Raw genomic sequence first — 17,516 nt, 5'->3', positions numbered from 1 at the left:
AATGTTTTTTTTAGATGTTCAAGGGACTTTAATTTCTGATCATGATAAGAGTTTAATCCATGGTGCTAAAGAATTGATCGATTTTTTAAATGCAAAAAATCTTCCTTATGTTATTATTACTAACAATACAAAAAAACTTGATTTTTTAGAAAAATTACAGCAAAAAGGATTGGCTATAAAAGAAAATGCTTATATTGATCCTTTTAGCGTTTTAAAACACCTTTTAAAACCTTGTAAAGTTGCGGCTTTTGGTGCAGATGAGTTTGTAAAAAGTCTTGAAAATCTTGGTTTTGAATTTGATTTTGTAAATCCTAGTGCTGTGCTTGTAGCTAGTTATGATGATTTTAAATTTAAAGATTTTGCCACTATGATAGAATTTGCTAGAAGAGAAGTTAGGTTTATAGCTATGCACGAAACTAGCATTTATAAAAAAGATGGCAGGCCTTATCCTGGTGTAGGTAGCATTATGGCTATGCTTAAAAATGCTATTGATTTTAAATACGAGGTTGTGGGTAAGCCTAGCATTGCTTTTTATAAAGAAGCTTTAAATTTGATAAGAAGACAAAATTCAAAAATCGATTTTGAAGATATTAAAATCATTAGTGATGATTTTAGAGGAGATTTGCTTAAGGCAAAAGAACTCGGCATGAAAACCTTACTAGTTTTAAGCGGCAAAATAAGCGACACAAAAGGGCTTGATACGGATTTGCTTGATGGAGTTTATCCTAGTGTTTTTGAGTTTTTAAAGGAGCTAAAATGCTAAATTTAGAAGAATTTAGAAATAAAATCGATGCGGTTGATGATAAAATTTTAGAACTTTTAAACGAAAGAATGACTTATGTTAAAAGCATAGGCGAGCTTAAACAAAGTAGCGGGGGAAGTATTTATCGTCCTGAGCGCGAAAGAGCCATTATCAATCGTTTAAAAAATGCAAATTTAGGACTTTTAGATCAAAATGCCATAGAGGCAATTTATCAAGAAATTTTTGCAGTTTCAAGAAATTTAGAAATGCCTCAAACTATAGCTTATTTAGGGCCTGAAGGAACTTATACTCATCAAGCAGCAAGAAGTCGTTTTGGAGCGATGAGTCGTTATATAGCCTTGGCTAATATCGAAGATGTTTTTAAAGAGTTAAGCAACAAAGAAGCAAAATACGGTGTTGTGCCTATAGAAAATAATACCGAAGGTGCAGTAGGTATTACTTTAGATTGTCTAGGTAGGTATAATGAGCTTAAAATTTTTGGTGAAATTTATATGGATATTCATCATTCTTTTGTGGGAATTAATGAAAATTTAAAAGAAATCAAACGTATTTATTCGCATCCACAAGGTTATAATCAATGTCGTAAATTTTTAGAAAGTCATGAACTTAGTGCTATAGAATTTGTTCCTTCAAAATCTACAGCTAATGCGGCTTATCTAGCTTCGCAAGATAAATATGCAGCAGCAATTTGCTCTAAAATAGCAGCTAAGCTTTATAATGTGCCTGTGCTTTTTGATAAAATAGAAGATAATGCAGCCAATAAAACAAGATTTTTAATTTTAAGCGATATTAAAAATCCTAAAATGCCAAATTGTAAAACTTCTATTTTAGCACACACAGCACATAAACCTGGGGGGCTTAGCTTTTTATTAGAGCAGTTTAAAAAAGAAAATATCAATCTTACCAAGCTTGAATCTCGTCCTGTAAAATCAAAAGAATTTTTACACAGTTTTTATATAGATTTTGAAGGGCATATTGATGATGAAAATGTAAAAAAAGCTTTAAAAGATATACAAGAGATTGTTTGGCTTGGATCTTATTTATCAGGAGAGAAAGATGAAATTTAATGAATTTTTAAATCATTTAAGCAATTATGAACCCGGCAAAGATATAGAAGTTATTGCTAAAGAATATGGCGTTAAAGAAGTGATAAAATTAGCAAGTAATGAAAATCCTTTTGGCACGCCACCAAAAGCTATAGAATGTTTAAGACAAAATGCAAACAAAGCCCATCTTTACCCTGATGATAATATGATAGAACTTAAAAGCACATTGGCTCAAAAATACAAAGTTCAAAATGAAAATATTATTATCGGTGCAGGCAGTGATCAAGTGATTGAATTTGCTATACATTCTAAGTTAAATTCTAAAAATGCTTTTTTGCAAGCTGGAGTTACCTTTGCTATGTATGAAATTTATGCCAAACAATGCGGTGCAAAGTGCTATAAAACTCAAAGCATTACTCATAATTTAGATGAGTTTAAAAAGCTTTATGAAACGCACAAAGATGAAATTAAACTCATTTTCTTATGCTTGCCAAACAATCCTTTAGGCGAGTGTTTGGATGCAAGTGAAGTGACCAAATTTATTAAAGGTGTGGAGGAGGATTGTTTAGTTGTGATTGATGCAGCTTATAATGAATTTGCAAGTTTTAAAGATAGCAAAAAACATTTAGAACCTTGTGAATTGATTAAAGAATTTGACAATGTACTTTATTTGGGAACTTTTTCTAAGCTTTATGGATTAGGAGGCTTACGCATTGGTTATGGCATAGCTGATGCTAGTATTATTAGTGCATTTTACAAGCTTCGTGCGCCTTTTAATGTGAGCAATCTTGCTTTAAAAGCAGCAGTTGCAGCAATGGATGATGATGAATTTACTGAAAAAACTTTAGAGAATAATTTTTCTCAAATGGAGCTTTATAAAGAATTTGCTAAAAAACATAATATCAAAATCATTGATAGTTATACAAATTTCATCACTTATTTTTTTGATGAAAAAAATAGTACAGATTTGTCTGAAAAATTGCTTAAAAAGGGTATAATAATAAGAAATTTAAAAAGCTATGGTTTAAATGCTATACGCATTACTATAGGAACATCTTATGAAAATGAAAGATTTTTTACAGAATTTGATAAGATTTTAAGATAGATATAAATCAAATAAAAATATGTGAAATTCGCCAAACTAAGGGATGAGAATTAATGGATTTTAAAAATATGTTTCATCAAATTGGGCAACTTTATCAAAATTTAACTCGCAAGCAGCGTATAGTGATTGCTGCATCTATTGTAGTGGTGGTTGGGTTTTTGGTTTTTTTAGCTTTATTTCGCGGAAGTGGTAGTAATGCAAATAATGGATATGCAGTTTTAGTTGAAAATGTAAGTCCAAGTTCTTCTGCTGCAATTGTAGCTAAACTTGAACAAAATAATATTCCCTATAAATTAGAAAGTGAAAATAAAATTTTAGTTCCACAAGATCAGGTTTATCGTCAAAGAATGTTTATTGCAAGCGAAGGTCTTATAAAAGATAGTCGCGTGGGTTTTGAAGCTTTTGATACTCAAGCTTTTGGAGCTACAAATGAAGAACAAAAGGTAAAATACCAAAGAGCCATAGAAGGCGAACTTGCAAGAACTATTGAGACTTTAGAACCTATTCGTAGCGCTGTTGTACACATAGCATTTCCTAAAGATAGTGTTTTTACCGAAAGGCAAATTCCGCCTACAGCTTCAGTTGTTGTTAATGTTCGCGAAGGCTTAAAGCTTACTAGAAAACAAATTGATGGTATAAAAAATATTGTTTCAGCGGCGGTTCCAAAACTTACTAAAGAAAATGTTAAGATTAGTGATCAAAGTGGTGTGCCTTTAGATGAGCAAGAAGCATATGAAGATGATTTGGTTCGTGCGCAAATTAAATTTAAAAGTGATCAAGAAAAAGCTTTAGAAGATAAGATTATAGAAAATTTAGCTCCTTTTGCAGGTGGTATGGATAAAGTAAAAGTGAGTGTAAATATAGATTTTGACTTTTCCAAGCAAGAATCTCAAAGTGAAATTTATGATCCAAATCCTATAGTGCGTAGCGAGCAAACTTTAAACGAGGAAAGAACAGGTAGAAAAGATCCAGAAATTCAGGGTGTTCCAGGTGCTGTTTCTAATATAGGTCCTGTTGAAGGACTTGACAATAAGGGTCAAATTGACACTTATAAAAAAAATCAAGTTACTACGAATAATGAACTTTCTAAAACTATTACAAATACCAAAAAACAATTTGCAACAGTTTTACGCACTTCAGCAGCTGTTACTATAGATGGAAAATATCAAGATGTGGTTGATGAAAATGGGGATGTGAAAAGCGAATATGTTCCATTAACCAAAGAAGAGCTTGCAAGTGTTGAGAGTATAGTTAAAAATACTATTAATTTTAGTGCTACTAGAGGTGATAGTGTTGTAGTTCAAAATTTACCATTTCATCGTGAGTCGATTAGAGTTGAAAGTAAAGTTAAAACTTTTTATAATCGTTTTATTGAGCCGTTTATTCCACCGGTTAAGTATTTTATTGCAGCGATTTTACTTTTTATTTTTTACAAAAAAGTTATTACTCCATTTACTCAAAAAATGCTTGAAGATGTCGCAGCACAAGAAGAAATGCAGCAAGGTCCAAATGCTGTTTTAGATGATGTTGAAGATACTTTGGAAAAAATGAATGCAGCAAGGAAAAAAGTTGAAGAACAACTTGGTTTCGGAGATAATTTCAATGAAGATTCTATCCAGTATGAGGTTTTGCTTGAAAAATTGCGTGGTTTGGTAAGTGATAAAAGCGAGGAAATTGCTGCACTTTTGCAAAATTTAATTCAAAACGATAGTGAATTTGGTGAAAAGGATATGTGATGATAAAGCTAAGTGAAGAACAAAAAATGGTCTATGATGATTTATCGATGCCTGAAAAGGTGGCGATATTTCTTATACAACTTGGCGAAGATGCAACAACTTCTGTGTTTTCACATATGGAAATTGATGTAATTACAGAAATTTCACGTTATATTGCTATGGCTAAAAATGTTGATAGATCCGTAGCTACTGCAGTTTTAGAAGAATTTTATACTCTGCTTCAATCAAATCAATATATTAAAAGTGGTGGTTTGGAATATGCTAAAGAAATACTTTTTCGTACTTTTGGGCCAGAGATTGCAAATAAAATTCTTGAAAAACTCACTAAAAGTATGGAGAATAATCAAAATTTTGCTTATTTGGCGCAAATTAAACCACAGCAACTTGCAGACTTTATTACCAAAGAGCACCCACAAACCATCGCTCTTATTTTGGCACACATGGATTCTATTCATGCGGCAGAAACTTTAGAGTATTTTAGTGATGAATTAAGGGCTGAGGTGGTTATAAGAATGGCAAATCTTGGCGATATTTCTCCAAGTATTATTAAAAGAGTTTCTGCAGTGCTAGAAAGCAAGCTTGAAAGTCTTACCTCTTATAAGGTTGAAGTGGGCGGCCCAAGAGCGGTAGCAGAAGTGCTTAATCGTTTGGGTCAAAAAGCAAGCAAATCAACCATTACTTATATTGAACAAAGTGATGAACGCTTAGCAGAGACTATTAAAGAGCTTATGTTTACTTTCGATGATATACAAAAACTTAGCACTCAAGCTATAAGAGAAATTTTAAAAGTAGCCGATAAGCGTGATTTAATGATAGGTTTAAAAGGTGCAAGTGAAGAGTTAAAGCAAAAATTCTTAGCCAATATGTCTACGCGTGCAAGCGAAGCTTTTCTTGAAGAAATGGGTTTTTTGGGTGCTGTGCGTGTTAAAGATGTTGAAGATGCACAAAGAAAGGTTGTTGAAGTGGTGCAAAAACTTGCAGAACAAGGTCTTGTTCAAACAGGCGATGCGGATGAAATGATAGAGTAGGTGAGAGATGGTTAATCGTAGCAATGTAATTTCTGGTGGGGCTTCTGATCAGCATGTTGTTGAAGGATATCGTTTTAAAGTTATTTCAGAATTTGATAATCATACAGGTGAAAAAAAACATACTCAAACTCCAGATGAAGAAAATGCTAATATATCTTTAAATGACGAAAAACCAGTTGAAGAAAATCAAGCTATTGCCCCTATGCAAGCTGTTATGGAAACTCAAATTCCAACATTTCAACCAAGCTTTGTTGAAGATTTACTTAAAAAAACAGATGAAATGTCAAGCAATATTATTAAACTTCAAATGCAAATAGAAAGCCAAGAGAATGAATTTAATAACCGCTTAAATTCAGAACTTGAAAATGCTAAAGAAAAATTTGCCAAAGAGGGTTATGAGAAAGCAAAAGAAGAATTTCAAAAGGAATTGAGTGATTTTAAAGATAAGTATTTAAAAAGTATAGCCAAACTTGATAATGCTTGCGAAAATCTTGAAAATTTCATAGAAAAAAATGAGAAAGAATTAGCAGATACCGCTATAGATATCGCTAAAGAAGTAATCTTAAAAGAGCTTGAACTAAATTCAAGTAAGATAGCTTATGCTTTGGCTAAAGATTTAATCGGCGAGCTTAAGGGTGCTAGTGCAATTGAGCTTAAGGTTAATGCAGAGGATTATGAGTATTTAAAAGAGCAATTTGATCAGAATACTCATATTAAAATAAGCCTTGATGATGCAATTAGCAAAGGAAGCGTTGTTATTATAAGTGACGCAGGCAATATAGAGTCCAATCTTAACTCTCGTCTAACTAAAATTAAAAAAATGGTGAATAATGAGTAAAAAATTTGCCCATACTCAAGAAGAGTTAGAAAAGCTAAGTTTAAAAGAATTAGAAAATTTAGCAGCATCTATGCGTGAAAAAATCATACAAGTTGTGAGTAAAAATGGTGGGCATTTAAGTTCAAATTTGGGTGCTGTAGAACTTAGTATAGCAATGCATTTGGTTTTTGATGCAAAAAAAGATCCTTTTATTTTTGATGTGTCACATCAGTCTTATACACACAAGCTTTTAAGCGGAAAAGAAGAAATATTTGATACTTTAAGACAAATCAATGGTTTAAGTGGTTATACAAAACCTAGCGAGGGAGATTATTTTGTAGCAGGGCATTCTAGCACCTCTATTTCTTTGGCAGTAGGTGCTTGTAAGGCCATTGCTTTAAAGGGTGAAAAACGTATTCCTGTTGCTTTGATTGGAGATGGTGCTTTAAGTGCGGGTATGGCCTATGAAGCTTTAAATGAATTGGGTGATTCTAAATTTCCTTGCGTAATACTTTTAAATGATAATGAAATGAGTATTTCAAAACCAATTGGAGCAATTTCAAAGTATCTTTCTCAGGCTATGGCAACACAGTTTTATCAAAGTTTTAAAAAGCGTATTGCTAAAATGTTGGATATATTACCTGATAGTGCTACTTATATGGCTAAGCGTTTTGAAGAGAGTTTTAAACTTATTACTCCTGGGCTTTTGTTTGAAGAATTAGGGCTTGAATATATAGGGCCTATTGATGGACATAATTTAGGTGAAATTATTTCTGCATTAAAACAAGCAAAAGCTATGCAAAAGCCTTGTGTGATACATGCTCAAACCATAAAGGGTAAAGGCTATGCTTTAGCTGAAGGAAAACATGCTAAATGGCACGGGGTAGGAGCTTTTGATATAGATAGTGGAGAGAGTGTTAAAAAAAGTGATACTAAAAAATCTGCTACTGAAATTTTTTCTAAAAATTTGCTTGATTTAGCCTCAAAATATGAAAATATTGTTGGGGTTACGGCGGCTATGCCAAGTGGAACAGGTCTTGATAAGCTTATAGAAAAATATCCAAATCGTTTTTGGGATGTGGCTATTGCAGAACAGCATGCAGTAACTTCTATGGCTGCTATGGCAAAAGAAGGATTTAAACCTTTTATTGCAATATATAGCACCTTTTTGCAGCGTGCTTATGATCAAGTGATTCATGATTGTGCAATTATGAATTTAAATGTGGTTTTTGCTATGGATAGAGCAGGGATAGTAGGCGAAGATGGGGAGACACATCAAGGTGTTTTTGATCTTAGTTTTTTAGCTCCTTTGCCAAATTTCACTCTTTTAGCCCCAAGAGATGAGCAAATGATGCAAAATATAATGGAGTATGCTTGTTTACATCAAGGACCTATTGCTTTTCGTTATCCTAGAGGGAGTTTTATTTTAGATAAAGAATTTAATCCTTGTGAGATAAAACTTGGTAAGGCACAATGGCTTGTAAAAAATAGTAGCGAAATTGCTTTTTTAGGTTATGGACAAGGTGTGGCAAAAGCGTGGCAAGTTTTAAGAGCCTTGCAAGAAATGAATAATAATGCTAATTTGATCGATTTAATTTTTGCTAAACCTTTAGATGAAGAGCTTTTGCGTGAGCTTGCTAAAAAAAGTAAAATTTGGTTTATTTTTAGTGAAAATGTTAAAATTGGCGGTATAGAAAGTTTAATTAATAATTTTTTACAAAAATATGATTTGCATGTAAAAGTTATTAGCTTTGAATATGAAGACAAATTTATTGAACATGGAAAAACAAGTGAGGTGGAAAAAAATCTAGAAACAGATGTCAATAGTTTGTTGACGAAAGTTTTGAAATTTTATCATTAAATAATAAAAAATATTATTTAATATAAACTTCTTTTAATAAAAATTTTATTATTATTTCCACTTAAAAAAGCAAGGAATAAATACAATGGAATTACTACAAATGCTTAAAAAACATGAGTTAAAAGCTACTCCGCAAAGACTATGTGTTTTAAAAATTTTAAAAAGACATGAACATCCTAATATTGATGAATTATATGCAGAAATTAAAAAAGAATACCCTTCAATCTCTTTAGCGACGGTTTATAAAAATCTTAATACTTTACAAGAACAAGGTTTAGTTGTTGAAATCAATGTTTTAAATCAAAAAACTTGTTACGATATTTATGAAGAAGAACATATTCATGTAGTTTGCACCAAATGTGGTGGTATAGAGGATTTAAGTTTTAAAGATGCTAAGCTTTATGAATATCAAGAGCATTTAGAAAAAAAGATAGGCAATCTCGTCAATCATCTGTCCGTTTGTGCTTATGTTGATAGTTGTAAAAAGTGTCATTAAGCAAAATAAGGTTAAAATAGCCCATATATTTTAAGGGTTATTTTAATGGTTTATGAAATTCAAAAAAACTTTTTACTATCCGATTGCACTCTTTTAGAGAATTTAAAAAAAGATAATATACCTTTTCGAAATTCTAAATTTGAAACTTTTTATACTCAAATAACTTCAAATCATAGTGTTAAATTTCAAAGTTTTTGCAATGAATTTTATAAAATTACAAAATTTAATAATTCAATTTTAGAACAGAATCAAGAAGAGAAAATTTCTAAAAAAAAATTTGAAAAAGCTCGAAAAAAGATTATAGGAAAGAGCATTAAAAAAGAACGCTTCGAATTTAAATTGTGTTCTTTAAAAAGTTATATTGATATTTATGAAGAGCCTAAAATTTGTATTTTAAAAATATTTTTTCCAACATTGGATAGTTCTAATGAATTTAAAATTCCTAAAGATTTTAAAATTCAAAAAGAATTACATCATGATTTAAATTCTAAACATATCGTTTTATATGGTTTTGAATATCAAAAGTTTGATATAGAGAAATGTTTTAAAATTATAGAAAAAAATCAGAATTTTAGCTTGGATTTTCCAAATTATATTAATGCTTATGATGGATTTAGGATTTTTTTATTTTATTTATTTAAAAAATTAAAATTTTATTGGACTTTATCTTTAGAGAGAAAAGATAAGCAAAGTTTATGTGAATTTTTATTTTATTCAAGAAGTTTGTATATAGTTTTATCAAGCATGAATACTATTTTAGATAAAAATTTGAGTAATATTTTGGCTTTAAAGTTTAAAGATATAACGAAAAAAACTCAAGATATTTTAGCAAGTGAAAATTCAAATCAAGATTTGTTGCTATTTTTAAGTGATGAAAAAATCCAAGATTTGTTTAATGACTTTGATTTTTTCATAAAGGAAAATTCTTTTTATGAAGGCGATTGCAAAGATAGGTTTTTTAAACAACTTATTGCGTTAGAACTTAGAAAAAAAATTATTTTATTTAGAAAAAATATACTAAAAAATTTTGATTTAGAGCTTTTTGAAAATAGTTTTTTTGAATTAGCAATATTTTTAGAATATTTTTACCGTTTTTTAGAGATAAAAAATTTAAACAAACTTTATGAAAAATATTGTAAAGATAGGGATAAAAATATTTTTTCCAAAATAATCAATAATAAAAATAAATTTTGCAAATTGCTTAAAAAATCAAGTAAAAATTTGAAAATTTACAAAGGATAAAAATGCAAAAACAAGAAAAAATTATAGAAATGTTTAATCAAATTGCACCTACTTATGATAAGGCGAATAGAATTTTAAGCTTTGGAGCTGATGTAGTGTGGCGCAAAAAAGCTTGTCAAAGAGTGATGAGTTTATATTTAAAAAAAGATTTAAAAATCGCTGATATTGCTTGTGGCACAGGGGATATGATAGAGATTTGGCAAGAGAGCGCTTTAAAAATGAAAAAAAATATTTTAAATATTAAAGGCATTGATCCAAGTAGTGGTATGCTAAATGTTGCAAAAGAAAAATTTCCAAATGTCGAATTTTTAGAAGCAGGGGCGCAAAATTTACCTTTAGAAAGTCAAAGTTTAGATATTTTAAGCATTAGTTATGGCATTCGCAATGTTGTAGAAAGACAAAAAGCCTTAAGCGAATTTGCTAGAGTACTTCAAAAAGATGGTATTTTGGTAGTTTTGGAATTTACAAAAAGAGAAAAGGGTGGATTTATAGCAGCTTGTAGGGATTTTTATCTTAAAAATATTTTACCAAGTATAGGTGGGATAATCAGTAAAAATAAAAGTGCTTATGAGTATTTGCCAAACTCTATTGAAGGATTTTTAAGTAAGGAAGAATTCATCTTAGAACTTAAAAATGCTGGTTTTGAAATACTTGATTATAAAAGTTTTAGCTTTGGCGTGAGTTCAATGTTTATAGCAAAAAAACTATGACACCAACAGAATTAAATCTTAAAGCAAAGGCTTTATTAGAAACACATTTTGATGATATAGTTTTAAGTGGAGAAATTTCAAAAATTACTTTGCATGGTTCAGGGCATTGGTATTTTGATTTAAAAGATGAAAGATCAAGCATTGCTTGTGCTATGTTTAAAGGAGCTAATTTAAAAGTCGGGTTTAAACCAGCGGTGGGGGATTTTTTAGAGCTTTGTGGAAGTGTGAGTTTATATCCTGAAAGCGGTCGTTATCAATTTATCGCTACTAGTATGAAAAAAGCAGGTTTTGGGGATTTGGAAGCACAGTTTTTGGCTTTAAAAGAGCGTTTGCAAAAAGAAGGACTTTTTGATCCACGCTTTAAAAAATCTCTGCCAAAATTTCCTAAAAAAGTAGGTATTATCACTTCAAAAACTTCTGCTGCTTTGCAAGATATGTTAAAACTTATTCATCAAAAAGAATATTTTTTGGCAAAAATTTATATTTTTGATACTTTAACTCAAGGAAGTAATGCTTCTTTTTCCCTTATGCAAGCTTTAAAAAAAGCTGATGATATGGATTTAGATGTTCTTATTATAGCACGTGGTGGAGGAAGCAGGGAAGATCTTTTTTGTTTTAATGATGAAAATTTAGCAAGAGAGATTTTTAAAGCAAAAACTCCTATCATTTCAGCCATAGGACATGAGATTGATTATGTTATTAGTGATTTTGTTGCAGATTTTAGAGCTCCAACGCCCTCAGCTGCTATAGATGCTTTGTTTTATTCTAAGTTAGATATAGAACAAAGTTTAGATTTAATGGAAGAAAAATTAATGCAACTTTGGAATCATAAAATACAAAATTATGAAAATTTGCTTTTAAATTTAAGTAAATTTTTCAAATTTAATTCTTTACCAAAAATAATAGATGAAAAAATAAAACAAAGCTATAATATAGAAAAGCAATTAAATCATCTACTGGCAAATCAAATGCGTTATAATGAATTAAAATTAGATAAATTGCAAAATGCTTATTTGCAACATGAGAATTTTTTTAATAAAAGCAAAAAGTTTATTTGTATCAGAAAAAATGGTAAAATAGCAAATTTAGAAGATCTTAAGAGTGATGATATCGTTATTTTAAGTTCTCAAACTTCTCAAAAAGAAGCAAAAATTTTATAAGGATAGATTATGAGAAAAATCAATTTCAGCGCAGGGCCATCAACTTTACCTTTAGAAATTTTAGAGCAAGCTCAAAAAGAACTCTGTGATTATCAGGATAGGGGTTATTCTATAATGGAAATTTCTCACCGCACAAAAGTATTTGAAGAAGTGCATTTTGGAGCACAAGAGAAAGCTAAAAAACTTTACGGGTTAAATGATGATTATGAAGTATTATTTTTACAAGGTGGAGCAAGTTTGCAATTTGCTATGATTCCTATGAATTTAGCTTTAAACGGGGTTTGTGAATATGTAAATACAGGAGTTTGGACAAAAAAAGCAATTAAAGAAGCACAAATTTTAGGTGTCAATGTTAAAACCGTAGCAAGTAGCGAGGAAAGTAATTTCGATCATATTCCTAGAGTGGAATTTAGTGATAATGCTGATTATGCTTATATTTGTTCTAACAATACTATTTACGGCACTCAATATCAAAATTATCCTAAAACTAAAGCTCCTTTGATTGTGGATGCATCGAGTGATTTTTTTTCTAGAAAAGTAGATTTTTCAAATATCGCTCTTTTTTATGGCGGAGTGCAAAAAAATGCTGGAATTTCGGGTTTAAGTTGTATTTTTATCCGTAAAGATATGTTAGAAAGATCTAAAAATAAACAAATTCCTAGTATGTTAAATTATTTGACTCATGCCGAGAATCAGTCCTTGTTTAACACGCCTCCAACCTTTGCCATTTATATGTTTAATCTTGAAATGGATTGGCTTTTAAATCAAGGTGGGCTTGATAAAGTGTATGAGAAAAATTCTCAAAAAGCTACTATGCTTTATGAATGTATTGATTTAAGCAATGGATTTTATAAAGGACATGCAGATAAAAAGAATAGATCTTTAATGAATGTGAGTTTTAATATTGCTAAAAATAAAGATTTAGAACCTCTTTTTGTAAAAGAAGCCGAAGAAGCTGGAATGATAGGACTTAAAGGACATAGAATTTTAGGAGGAATTCGTGCAAGTATTTATAATGCACTTAATTTGGATCAGGTAAAAACCTTGTGTGAATTTATGAAAGAATTTCAAGGAAAATATACATGATAAAGCGTTTTGATGAGTGCGATAGAATGTCGCAAATTATTGTTTTTGATAAATATTTTAAGACCGCAGGACAAGTGGCTTTTGAACCTAGCGGAGATATTAAAAAACAAACCAAAGAAGCGCTTGCAGAACTTGATGCTTTGTTTGAAAAAATAGGCGCAAGCAAAGGAGATTTAATTCAAATTCAAATCTGGCTAGCTAATATGAAAGATTTTGATGCAATGAATGAAATTTATGATGCTTGGATTAAAAATTACCCTAAACCTGTTAGAGCTTGTGTGGGAAGTGCTTTAGCAGAGGGTTATTTGGTAGAAATTCAAGCTTTTGGAAAGTTAAGAGAGAATTAAAAATTCTCTCCTCCAAATTTTAAAAGCGCAGATCCCCAAGTAAAACCACCACCAAAAGCATCCAGTAAGATCAGACTTCCTTTTTTAAGTCGACCTTCTTCATAGGCATCATTCATTGCCATAGGTATAGAAGCAGCTGAAGTATTGCCATATTTTTGCACAGTGATCACACATTTTTCATCACTTAGATTGAGTTTTTCTTGGACGGCTTTAATGATGCGTAGATTAGCTTGATGAGGAATAAAAAGATCAATTTCTTGTGCTAAAATGTTATTTTTAGCTAAAATTTCTACAACATCATTGCTAAGCGTGTTTACTGCTATTTTAAAAACTTCATTGCCCCTCATTTGCATAGAAAGTGTTTGACATAGGCTTGATTTTTGCGATCTTTGAGTCATTAAAAGATCTCCATAATTACCATTGCTTGCAGTATGTACATCAAGGATATGATTTTCATTGTCCAAACTTACAACTCCAGCACCCGCACCATCTCCAAAGAGTATGCAAATGCTTCTGTCATTGTAATCCATAATGGAACTTGTTTTTTCAGCTCCTACGATTAAAACATTTTTTTTCAAACCACTTTCTATTAAGGCTTTAGCTTGTTCAAGCAAATAGATAAAACCAGAACAAGCTGCTGAAATATCAAAAGCACTAATATTTACAAGTCCTAAATTTGAAGCAATTTTACAAGCTGTTGAAGGCATGGTAAAATAATCAGGACTTAAAGTGGCTACAAGAATAGCATCAATATCTTCGGGCTTTAAATTTGCTCTTTCTATAGCTTTTAATGCAGCTTTTGTACCTAAATCGCTGGTATTTTCATTTTCATTAGCAATGCGTCTTTCTTTAATGCCTGTGCGTCTAGTGATCCATTCATCGGTAGTATCTACCATCTTTTCAAGATCGGCATTGCTTAAAATTTTTTCTGGAATATAAGAAGCTATGCTTTTAAGACCGGCTTTAAGCATTGTATTTCCCAAGTTCATTTTCTATAAGTTCATTGATATGGGATTGGCTAAAATTTATAGCTTGAAAAATTGCATTTTTAATGGCCCTAGAATCGCTTTTTCCATGACTTATGATCACGCAACCATTAACTCCAAGAAGGGGTGCTCCGCCATATTCTTGCCAATCAATATGTTTTTTTAATTTCTTAAAAGATGGTTTCATAAGTAAAGCACCTATTTTAGAAATAAAAGATTGTTTTACTTCATTTTTTAAAAGTTGAAAAATTGCTGTTGCTACACCCTCACAAGCTTTTAAAATCACATTTCCATTAAAACCATCACAGACTAAAACATCTATTTCGCCATTGAAAATATCTCTACCTTCAGCATTGCCTATAAAATTTGGAATTTTTTTCATAAGCTGATGACTTTCTTTGGTAAGTTCATTACCTTTGCATTCTTCTTCGCCATTAGAAAGTAAAGCAAGGCGTGGTTTTTGAATTTGCATAATTTCTTTAGCATAAACTTCACCCATTATGGCAAATTGAAATAAATTTTCAGCTTTACAATCTGTATTAGCCCCAACATCCAAAAGTAAAGTTTTGTTAACGATATTTGGCATTAAAGTGGCAATAGCAGGTCTTGAAATACCTTTAAGTCTTCCAAGCCTTAAGGTAGCCAAAGACATACTTGCTCCACTATGACCCGCTGAAACTACAGCATCTACTTTTTTTTCTTTTAATAAATTAATAGCTTTGTATATGGTTGTTTCTTTATTTTTTAAAGCATCTGTGGCATTTTCATTCATCGAAAAAATTTCACTAGATTCTTCGTATTGTATATATTGCTCTAATTTTTTTGGTATTAAAGGTTTTAGAATTTTAGAATTTCCCACTAAGATAGCGTTAAAAGGTTTTGCTTCTAGCGCCTTTAAAACGCCTTCTATAATGGGTTTTTCTCCAAAATCACCACCCATTGCATCAATGGCAATGTTAATCATTGATTTTAATATTCCTTAGTTGTTGGATTCGCACGGTGAGGCATTTTGTAGCTTCCATCTTTGTCTTTTATAGGCATAGGAAGACTAACTTTATAGTGAGTTCTGCGTTTAGCTGCACGAGTTTTGCTCACTCTTCTCTTTGGTACTGCCATTTTTTCTCCTTTATAAAATTTAATTAATTATTGCAATTTATGCAATAAAAATAATCACTCAAATAAGCTTCAAGCTCGCTGATAGCAACTTCTATTAAATCAATATGTCCATCGAAAAATTCTATAGTATTGCTCAATTTGTTTGCTTCATCTTTAAAAATACCATCACTTGCAAAAAGTTCTAAATTTTCTTTAATTTCAAGTTCTAACTCAGTTCCACAACTATCACAAGGTCTATAGATAAAACCTTGCATAATAGCATTTATTTTAACAAGCTTAGGATTTATTTTTACTAAATTTCCCTCAAAAATCATATTTTCAAGATTAAGTTTAAAAGGATATTCCTTTATGTTAATCTTAGAAAAAGGGATTTTCATTTAGCAAATTTCGTTTGGTTTAAAGAAAAATTCAACTTCTATTTTTGCATTTTCCAAGCTGTCGCTTCCATGAACAGCATTAGCATCAATACTCTCAGCAAAATCGGCTCTAATTGTTCCTGCTTTAGCTTCTTTAGGATTTGTCGCTCCCATTAAATCTCTATTTTTTAATACGGCACCTTCTCCTTCTAGCACAGAAACAACAATAGGACCGCTAATCATAAATTCAACCAAGTCTTTAAAAAAAGGTCTTTCTTTATGAACAGCATAAAAATTTTCAGCTTGTTCTTTACTAAGTTGAACTTTTTTCATTGCAGCGATTCTTAATCCATTGCTTTCAAAACGATCTAAAATTTTTCCTATAACACCTTTTTTAACAGCATCAGGTTTAATTATAGATAAAGTTTTTTCCATCTTTGTAATAACTCCTTATTTTAATAAAGCTTAAAATTATACTTGAATTTGTTTAAAAAAAGTTAAATTAAAAGAAAAAGCTAGGAATCTCTAGCTTTTTAATTTTTTAAAATTATGCAAAAACTGGAGTGTCCCCGCTTCTCATATCAGCGCCGATATTATCACGACTTGGTTGTCCTGATTCTACAGCACTCCAAACTATACATCCATCTGTTGGGCAAGCACTGGCACAAGCTGGTTGATCATTATGTCCTACGCATTCAACGCATTTGTTTGCATAAACATAATATCTATCTTCACCTTCTGGATTGTTAGCGTCATCAACGATAGCACTCACTGGACACTCATCAATACAAGAACCACAAGCAATACATATATCTGTAATTTTTACAGCCATTTTTTCTCCTTTTTAATATTAATATTTAAAAGATTTTAGCATAAAATTCTTAAATAATGTAAATTTTGATAATCAAAAATTTACATTATTTGATAATAATTATAACTTTCTTAAATTTTTAATATTATTTTAGATATTTAAAAAAAAATAAAGATTTAAACGATATAATTTCGTTATCAATAAAATTTATTATTTAGGAGAAAATATGATAGTTACTAAAAAAGCTTTAGATTTTACTGCTCCAGCAGTATTGGGAAACAATGAAATTGTTCAAGATTTTAATCTTTATAAAAACATAGGTCCAAAAGGAGCGGTAGTATTCTTTTATCCAAAAGATTTTACTTTTGTTTGTCCTTCAGAAATTATAGCTTTTGACAAAAGATATCAAGAATTTAAAAATCGTGGCATTGAAGTAATTGGAATTTCAGGAGATAATGAATTTTCACATTTTGCTTGGAAAAATACTCCAGTAAATCAAGGTGGTATTGGTCAGGTTAAATTTCCGCTTGTTGCTGACTTAACTAAGCAGATTGCTAGAAATTTTGATGTACTTTATGCAGAAGCAGTTGCCCTTCGTGGTTCGTTCTTGCTTGATGCTGATGGAACAGTTCGCCATGCTGTGGTTAATGATTTACCACTAGGTAGAAATATAGATGAAATGTTAAGAATGGTTGATACCATGCTTTTTACAAATGAGCATGGTGAAGTTTGTCCTGCAGGATGGAATAAGGGCGATGAAGGTATGAAAGCTAACCCTAAAGGCGTGGCTGAATATCTTGGCAAAAACGAAGCTAAACTTTAATTTCTTAGTATAAAGCCTCTTTACGAG

Annotated in this window: 20 protein-coding genes; 14 read left to right on the top strand and 6 right to left on the bottom strand. The window is 30.8% G+C overall.

What is annotated here, in order from left to right; all coding sequences use genetic code 11:
* Position 1 precedes the first annotated feature (1 nt).
* The 13 genes from AJ936_RS02855 (at position 2) to AJ936_RS02795 (ending at position 13,397) form a co-directional block, all read left to right on the top strand.
* Positions 2–763, top strand: a complete 762-nt coding sequence (locus AJ936_RS02855; protein WP_044793926.1) for an HAD-IIA family hydrolase — start codon at positions 2–4, stop codon at positions 761–763.
* Entirely contained in the window at positions 757–1,830 is a 1,074-nt protein-coding gene (gene pheA / locus AJ936_RS02850) for a prephenate dehydratase (RefSeq protein ID WP_070239982.1), read from the top strand. Before AJ936_RS02855 ends, pheA begins: the two co-directional genes overlap by 7 nt.
* Positions 1,820–2,914: a histidinol-phosphate transaminase gene (hisC, locus tag AJ936_RS02845; protein WP_070274041.1), complete on the top strand. Its 1,095-nt coding sequence runs from the start codon at positions 1,820–1,822 to the stop codon at positions 2,912–2,914. The genes pheA and hisC overlap by 11 nt, the downstream gene beginning before the upstream one ends.
* 53 nt (positions 2,915–2,967) lie before the next feature.
* The gene (gene fliF / locus AJ936_RS02840) at positions 2,968–4,650 is read left to right on the top strand and encodes a flagellar basal-body MS-ring/collar protein FliF (protein WP_002861099.1); all 1,683 of its coding nucleotides are present in this window, start codon (positions 2,968–2,970) and stop codon (positions 4,648–4,650) included.
* Entirely contained in the window at positions 4,650–5,678 is a 1,029-nt protein-coding gene (gene fliG / locus AJ936_RS02835) for a flagellar motor switch protein FliG (protein WP_002854670.1), read from the top strand. Before fliF ends, fliG begins: the two co-directional genes overlap by 1 nt.
* 7 nt (positions 5,679–5,685) lie before the next feature.
* A complete protein-coding gene (gene fliH, locus AJ936_RS02830) occupies positions 5,686–6,516 on the top strand; it encodes a flagellar assembly protein FliH (protein WP_070274040.1) in 831 nt (276 codons plus the stop codon).
* A complete protein-coding gene (gene dxs, locus AJ936_RS02825; RefSeq protein ID WP_070274039.1) occupies positions 6,509–8,356 on the top strand; it encodes a 1-deoxy-D-xylulose-5-phosphate synthase in 1,848 nt (615 codons plus the stop codon). Before fliH ends, dxs begins: the two co-directional genes overlap by 8 nt.
* An 85-nt stretch (positions 8,357–8,441) precedes the next feature.
* Positions 8,442–8,852 (top strand): peroxide-responsive transcriptional repressor PerR, encoded by a 411-nt coding sequence (gene perR / locus AJ936_RS02820; RefSeq protein ID WP_002870743.1) that lies wholly within the window; start codon positions 8,442–8,444, stop codon positions 8,850–8,852.
* Positions 8,853–8,897: 45 nt separating this feature from the next.
* Entirely contained in the window at positions 8,898–10,094 is a 1,197-nt protein-coding gene (locus AJ936_RS02815; RefSeq protein WP_002870744.1) for a hypothetical protein, read from the top strand.
* A gap of 2 nt (positions 10,095–10,096) precedes the next feature.
* Positions 10,097–10,804: a bifunctional demethylmenaquinone methyltransferase/2-methoxy-6-polyprenyl-1,4-benzoquinol methylase UbiE gene (gene ubiE, locus AJ936_RS02810; protein ID WP_070274038.1), complete on the top strand. Its 708-nt coding sequence runs from the start codon at positions 10,097–10,099 to the stop codon at positions 10,802–10,804.
* Positions 10,801–11,964 carry an exodeoxyribonuclease VII large subunit gene (gene xseA / locus AJ936_RS02805; protein ID WP_070274037.1) on the top strand — a complete coding sequence of 388 codons (1,164 nt, stop codon included), beginning with the start codon at positions 10,801–10,803 and terminating at the stop codon, positions 11,962–11,964. The genes ubiE and xseA overlap by 4 nt, the downstream gene beginning before the upstream one ends.
* Before the next feature lie 9 nt (positions 11,965–11,973).
* Complete coding sequence (gene serC / locus AJ936_RS02800; protein ID WP_070274036.1) at positions 11,974–13,050, top strand: phosphoserine transaminase; 1,077 nt, start codon at positions 11,974–11,976, stop codon at positions 13,048–13,050.
* On the top strand, positions 13,047–13,397 hold the full coding sequence (locus AJ936_RS02795) for a RidA family protein (RefSeq protein WP_002861107.1): 351 nt from the start codon (positions 13,047–13,049) through the stop codon (positions 13,395–13,397). Before serC ends, AJ936_RS02795 begins: the two co-directional genes overlap by 4 nt.
* Here AJ936_RS02795 and AJ936_RS02790 read toward each other — a convergent pair.
* The 6 genes from AJ936_RS02790 to AJ936_RS02765 all read right to left on the bottom strand — a co-directional run bounded on the left by AJ936_RS02790 (position 13,394) and on the right by AJ936_RS02765 (position 16,687).
* Positions 13,394–14,368, bottom strand: coding sequence for a beta-ketoacyl-ACP synthase III (locus AJ936_RS02790; protein ID WP_070274035.1), 975 nt, complete (start codon positions 14,366–14,368; stop codon positions 13,394–13,396). The two genes, AJ936_RS02795 and AJ936_RS02790, sit on opposite strands and share 4 nt — an antisense overlap.
* Positions 14,361–15,347 carry a phosphate acyltransferase PlsX gene (plsX, locus tag AJ936_RS02785; RefSeq protein ID WP_070274034.1) on the bottom strand — a complete coding sequence of 329 codons (987 nt, stop codon included), beginning with the start codon at positions 15,345–15,347 and terminating at the stop codon, positions 14,361–14,363. The genes AJ936_RS02790 and plsX overlap by 8 nt, the downstream gene beginning before the upstream one ends.
* A gap of 5 nt (positions 15,348–15,352) precedes the next feature.
* Complete coding sequence (gene rpmF, locus AJ936_RS02780; protein ID WP_002858674.1) at positions 15,353–15,499, bottom strand: 50S ribosomal protein L32; 147 nt, start codon at positions 15,497–15,499, stop codon at positions 15,353–15,355.
* A gap of 23 nt (positions 15,500–15,522) precedes the next feature.
* Entirely contained in the window at positions 15,523–15,876 is a 354-nt protein-coding gene (locus AJ936_RS02775; RefSeq protein ID WP_044780420.1) for a hypothetical protein, read from the bottom strand.
* On the bottom strand, positions 15,877–16,290 hold the full coding sequence (gene ndk / locus AJ936_RS02770) for a nucleoside-diphosphate kinase (protein ID WP_070274033.1): 414 nt from the start codon (positions 16,288–16,290) through the stop codon (positions 15,877–15,879). It lies immediately after the preceding gene.
* 112 nt (positions 16,291–16,402) lie between these two features.
* Positions 16,403–16,687, bottom strand: a complete 285-nt coding sequence (locus AJ936_RS02765) for a DUF362 domain-containing protein (RefSeq protein ID WP_002854354.1) — start codon at positions 16,685–16,687, stop codon at positions 16,403–16,405.
* A gap of 205 nt (positions 16,688–16,892) precedes the next feature.
* Between AJ936_RS02765 and AJ936_RS02760 the strand changes: the two genes are divergently transcribed.
* Positions 16,893–17,489 (top strand): peroxiredoxin, encoded by a 597-nt coding sequence (locus AJ936_RS02760; RefSeq protein WP_002854219.1) that lies wholly within the window; start codon positions 16,893–16,895, stop codon positions 17,487–17,489.
* The last annotated feature ends 27 nt before the right edge of the window (positions 17,490–17,516 follow it).

The organism is Campylobacter sp. BCW_6877, assembly GCF_001762445.1.
Taxonomy (GTDB): domain Bacteria; phylum Campylobacterota; class Campylobacteria; order Campylobacterales; family Campylobacteraceae; genus Campylobacter_D; species Campylobacter_D jejuni.
Note: the sequence above shows the minus strand (reverse complement) of the source record. Positions and strands in the feature narration are given on the sequence as shown.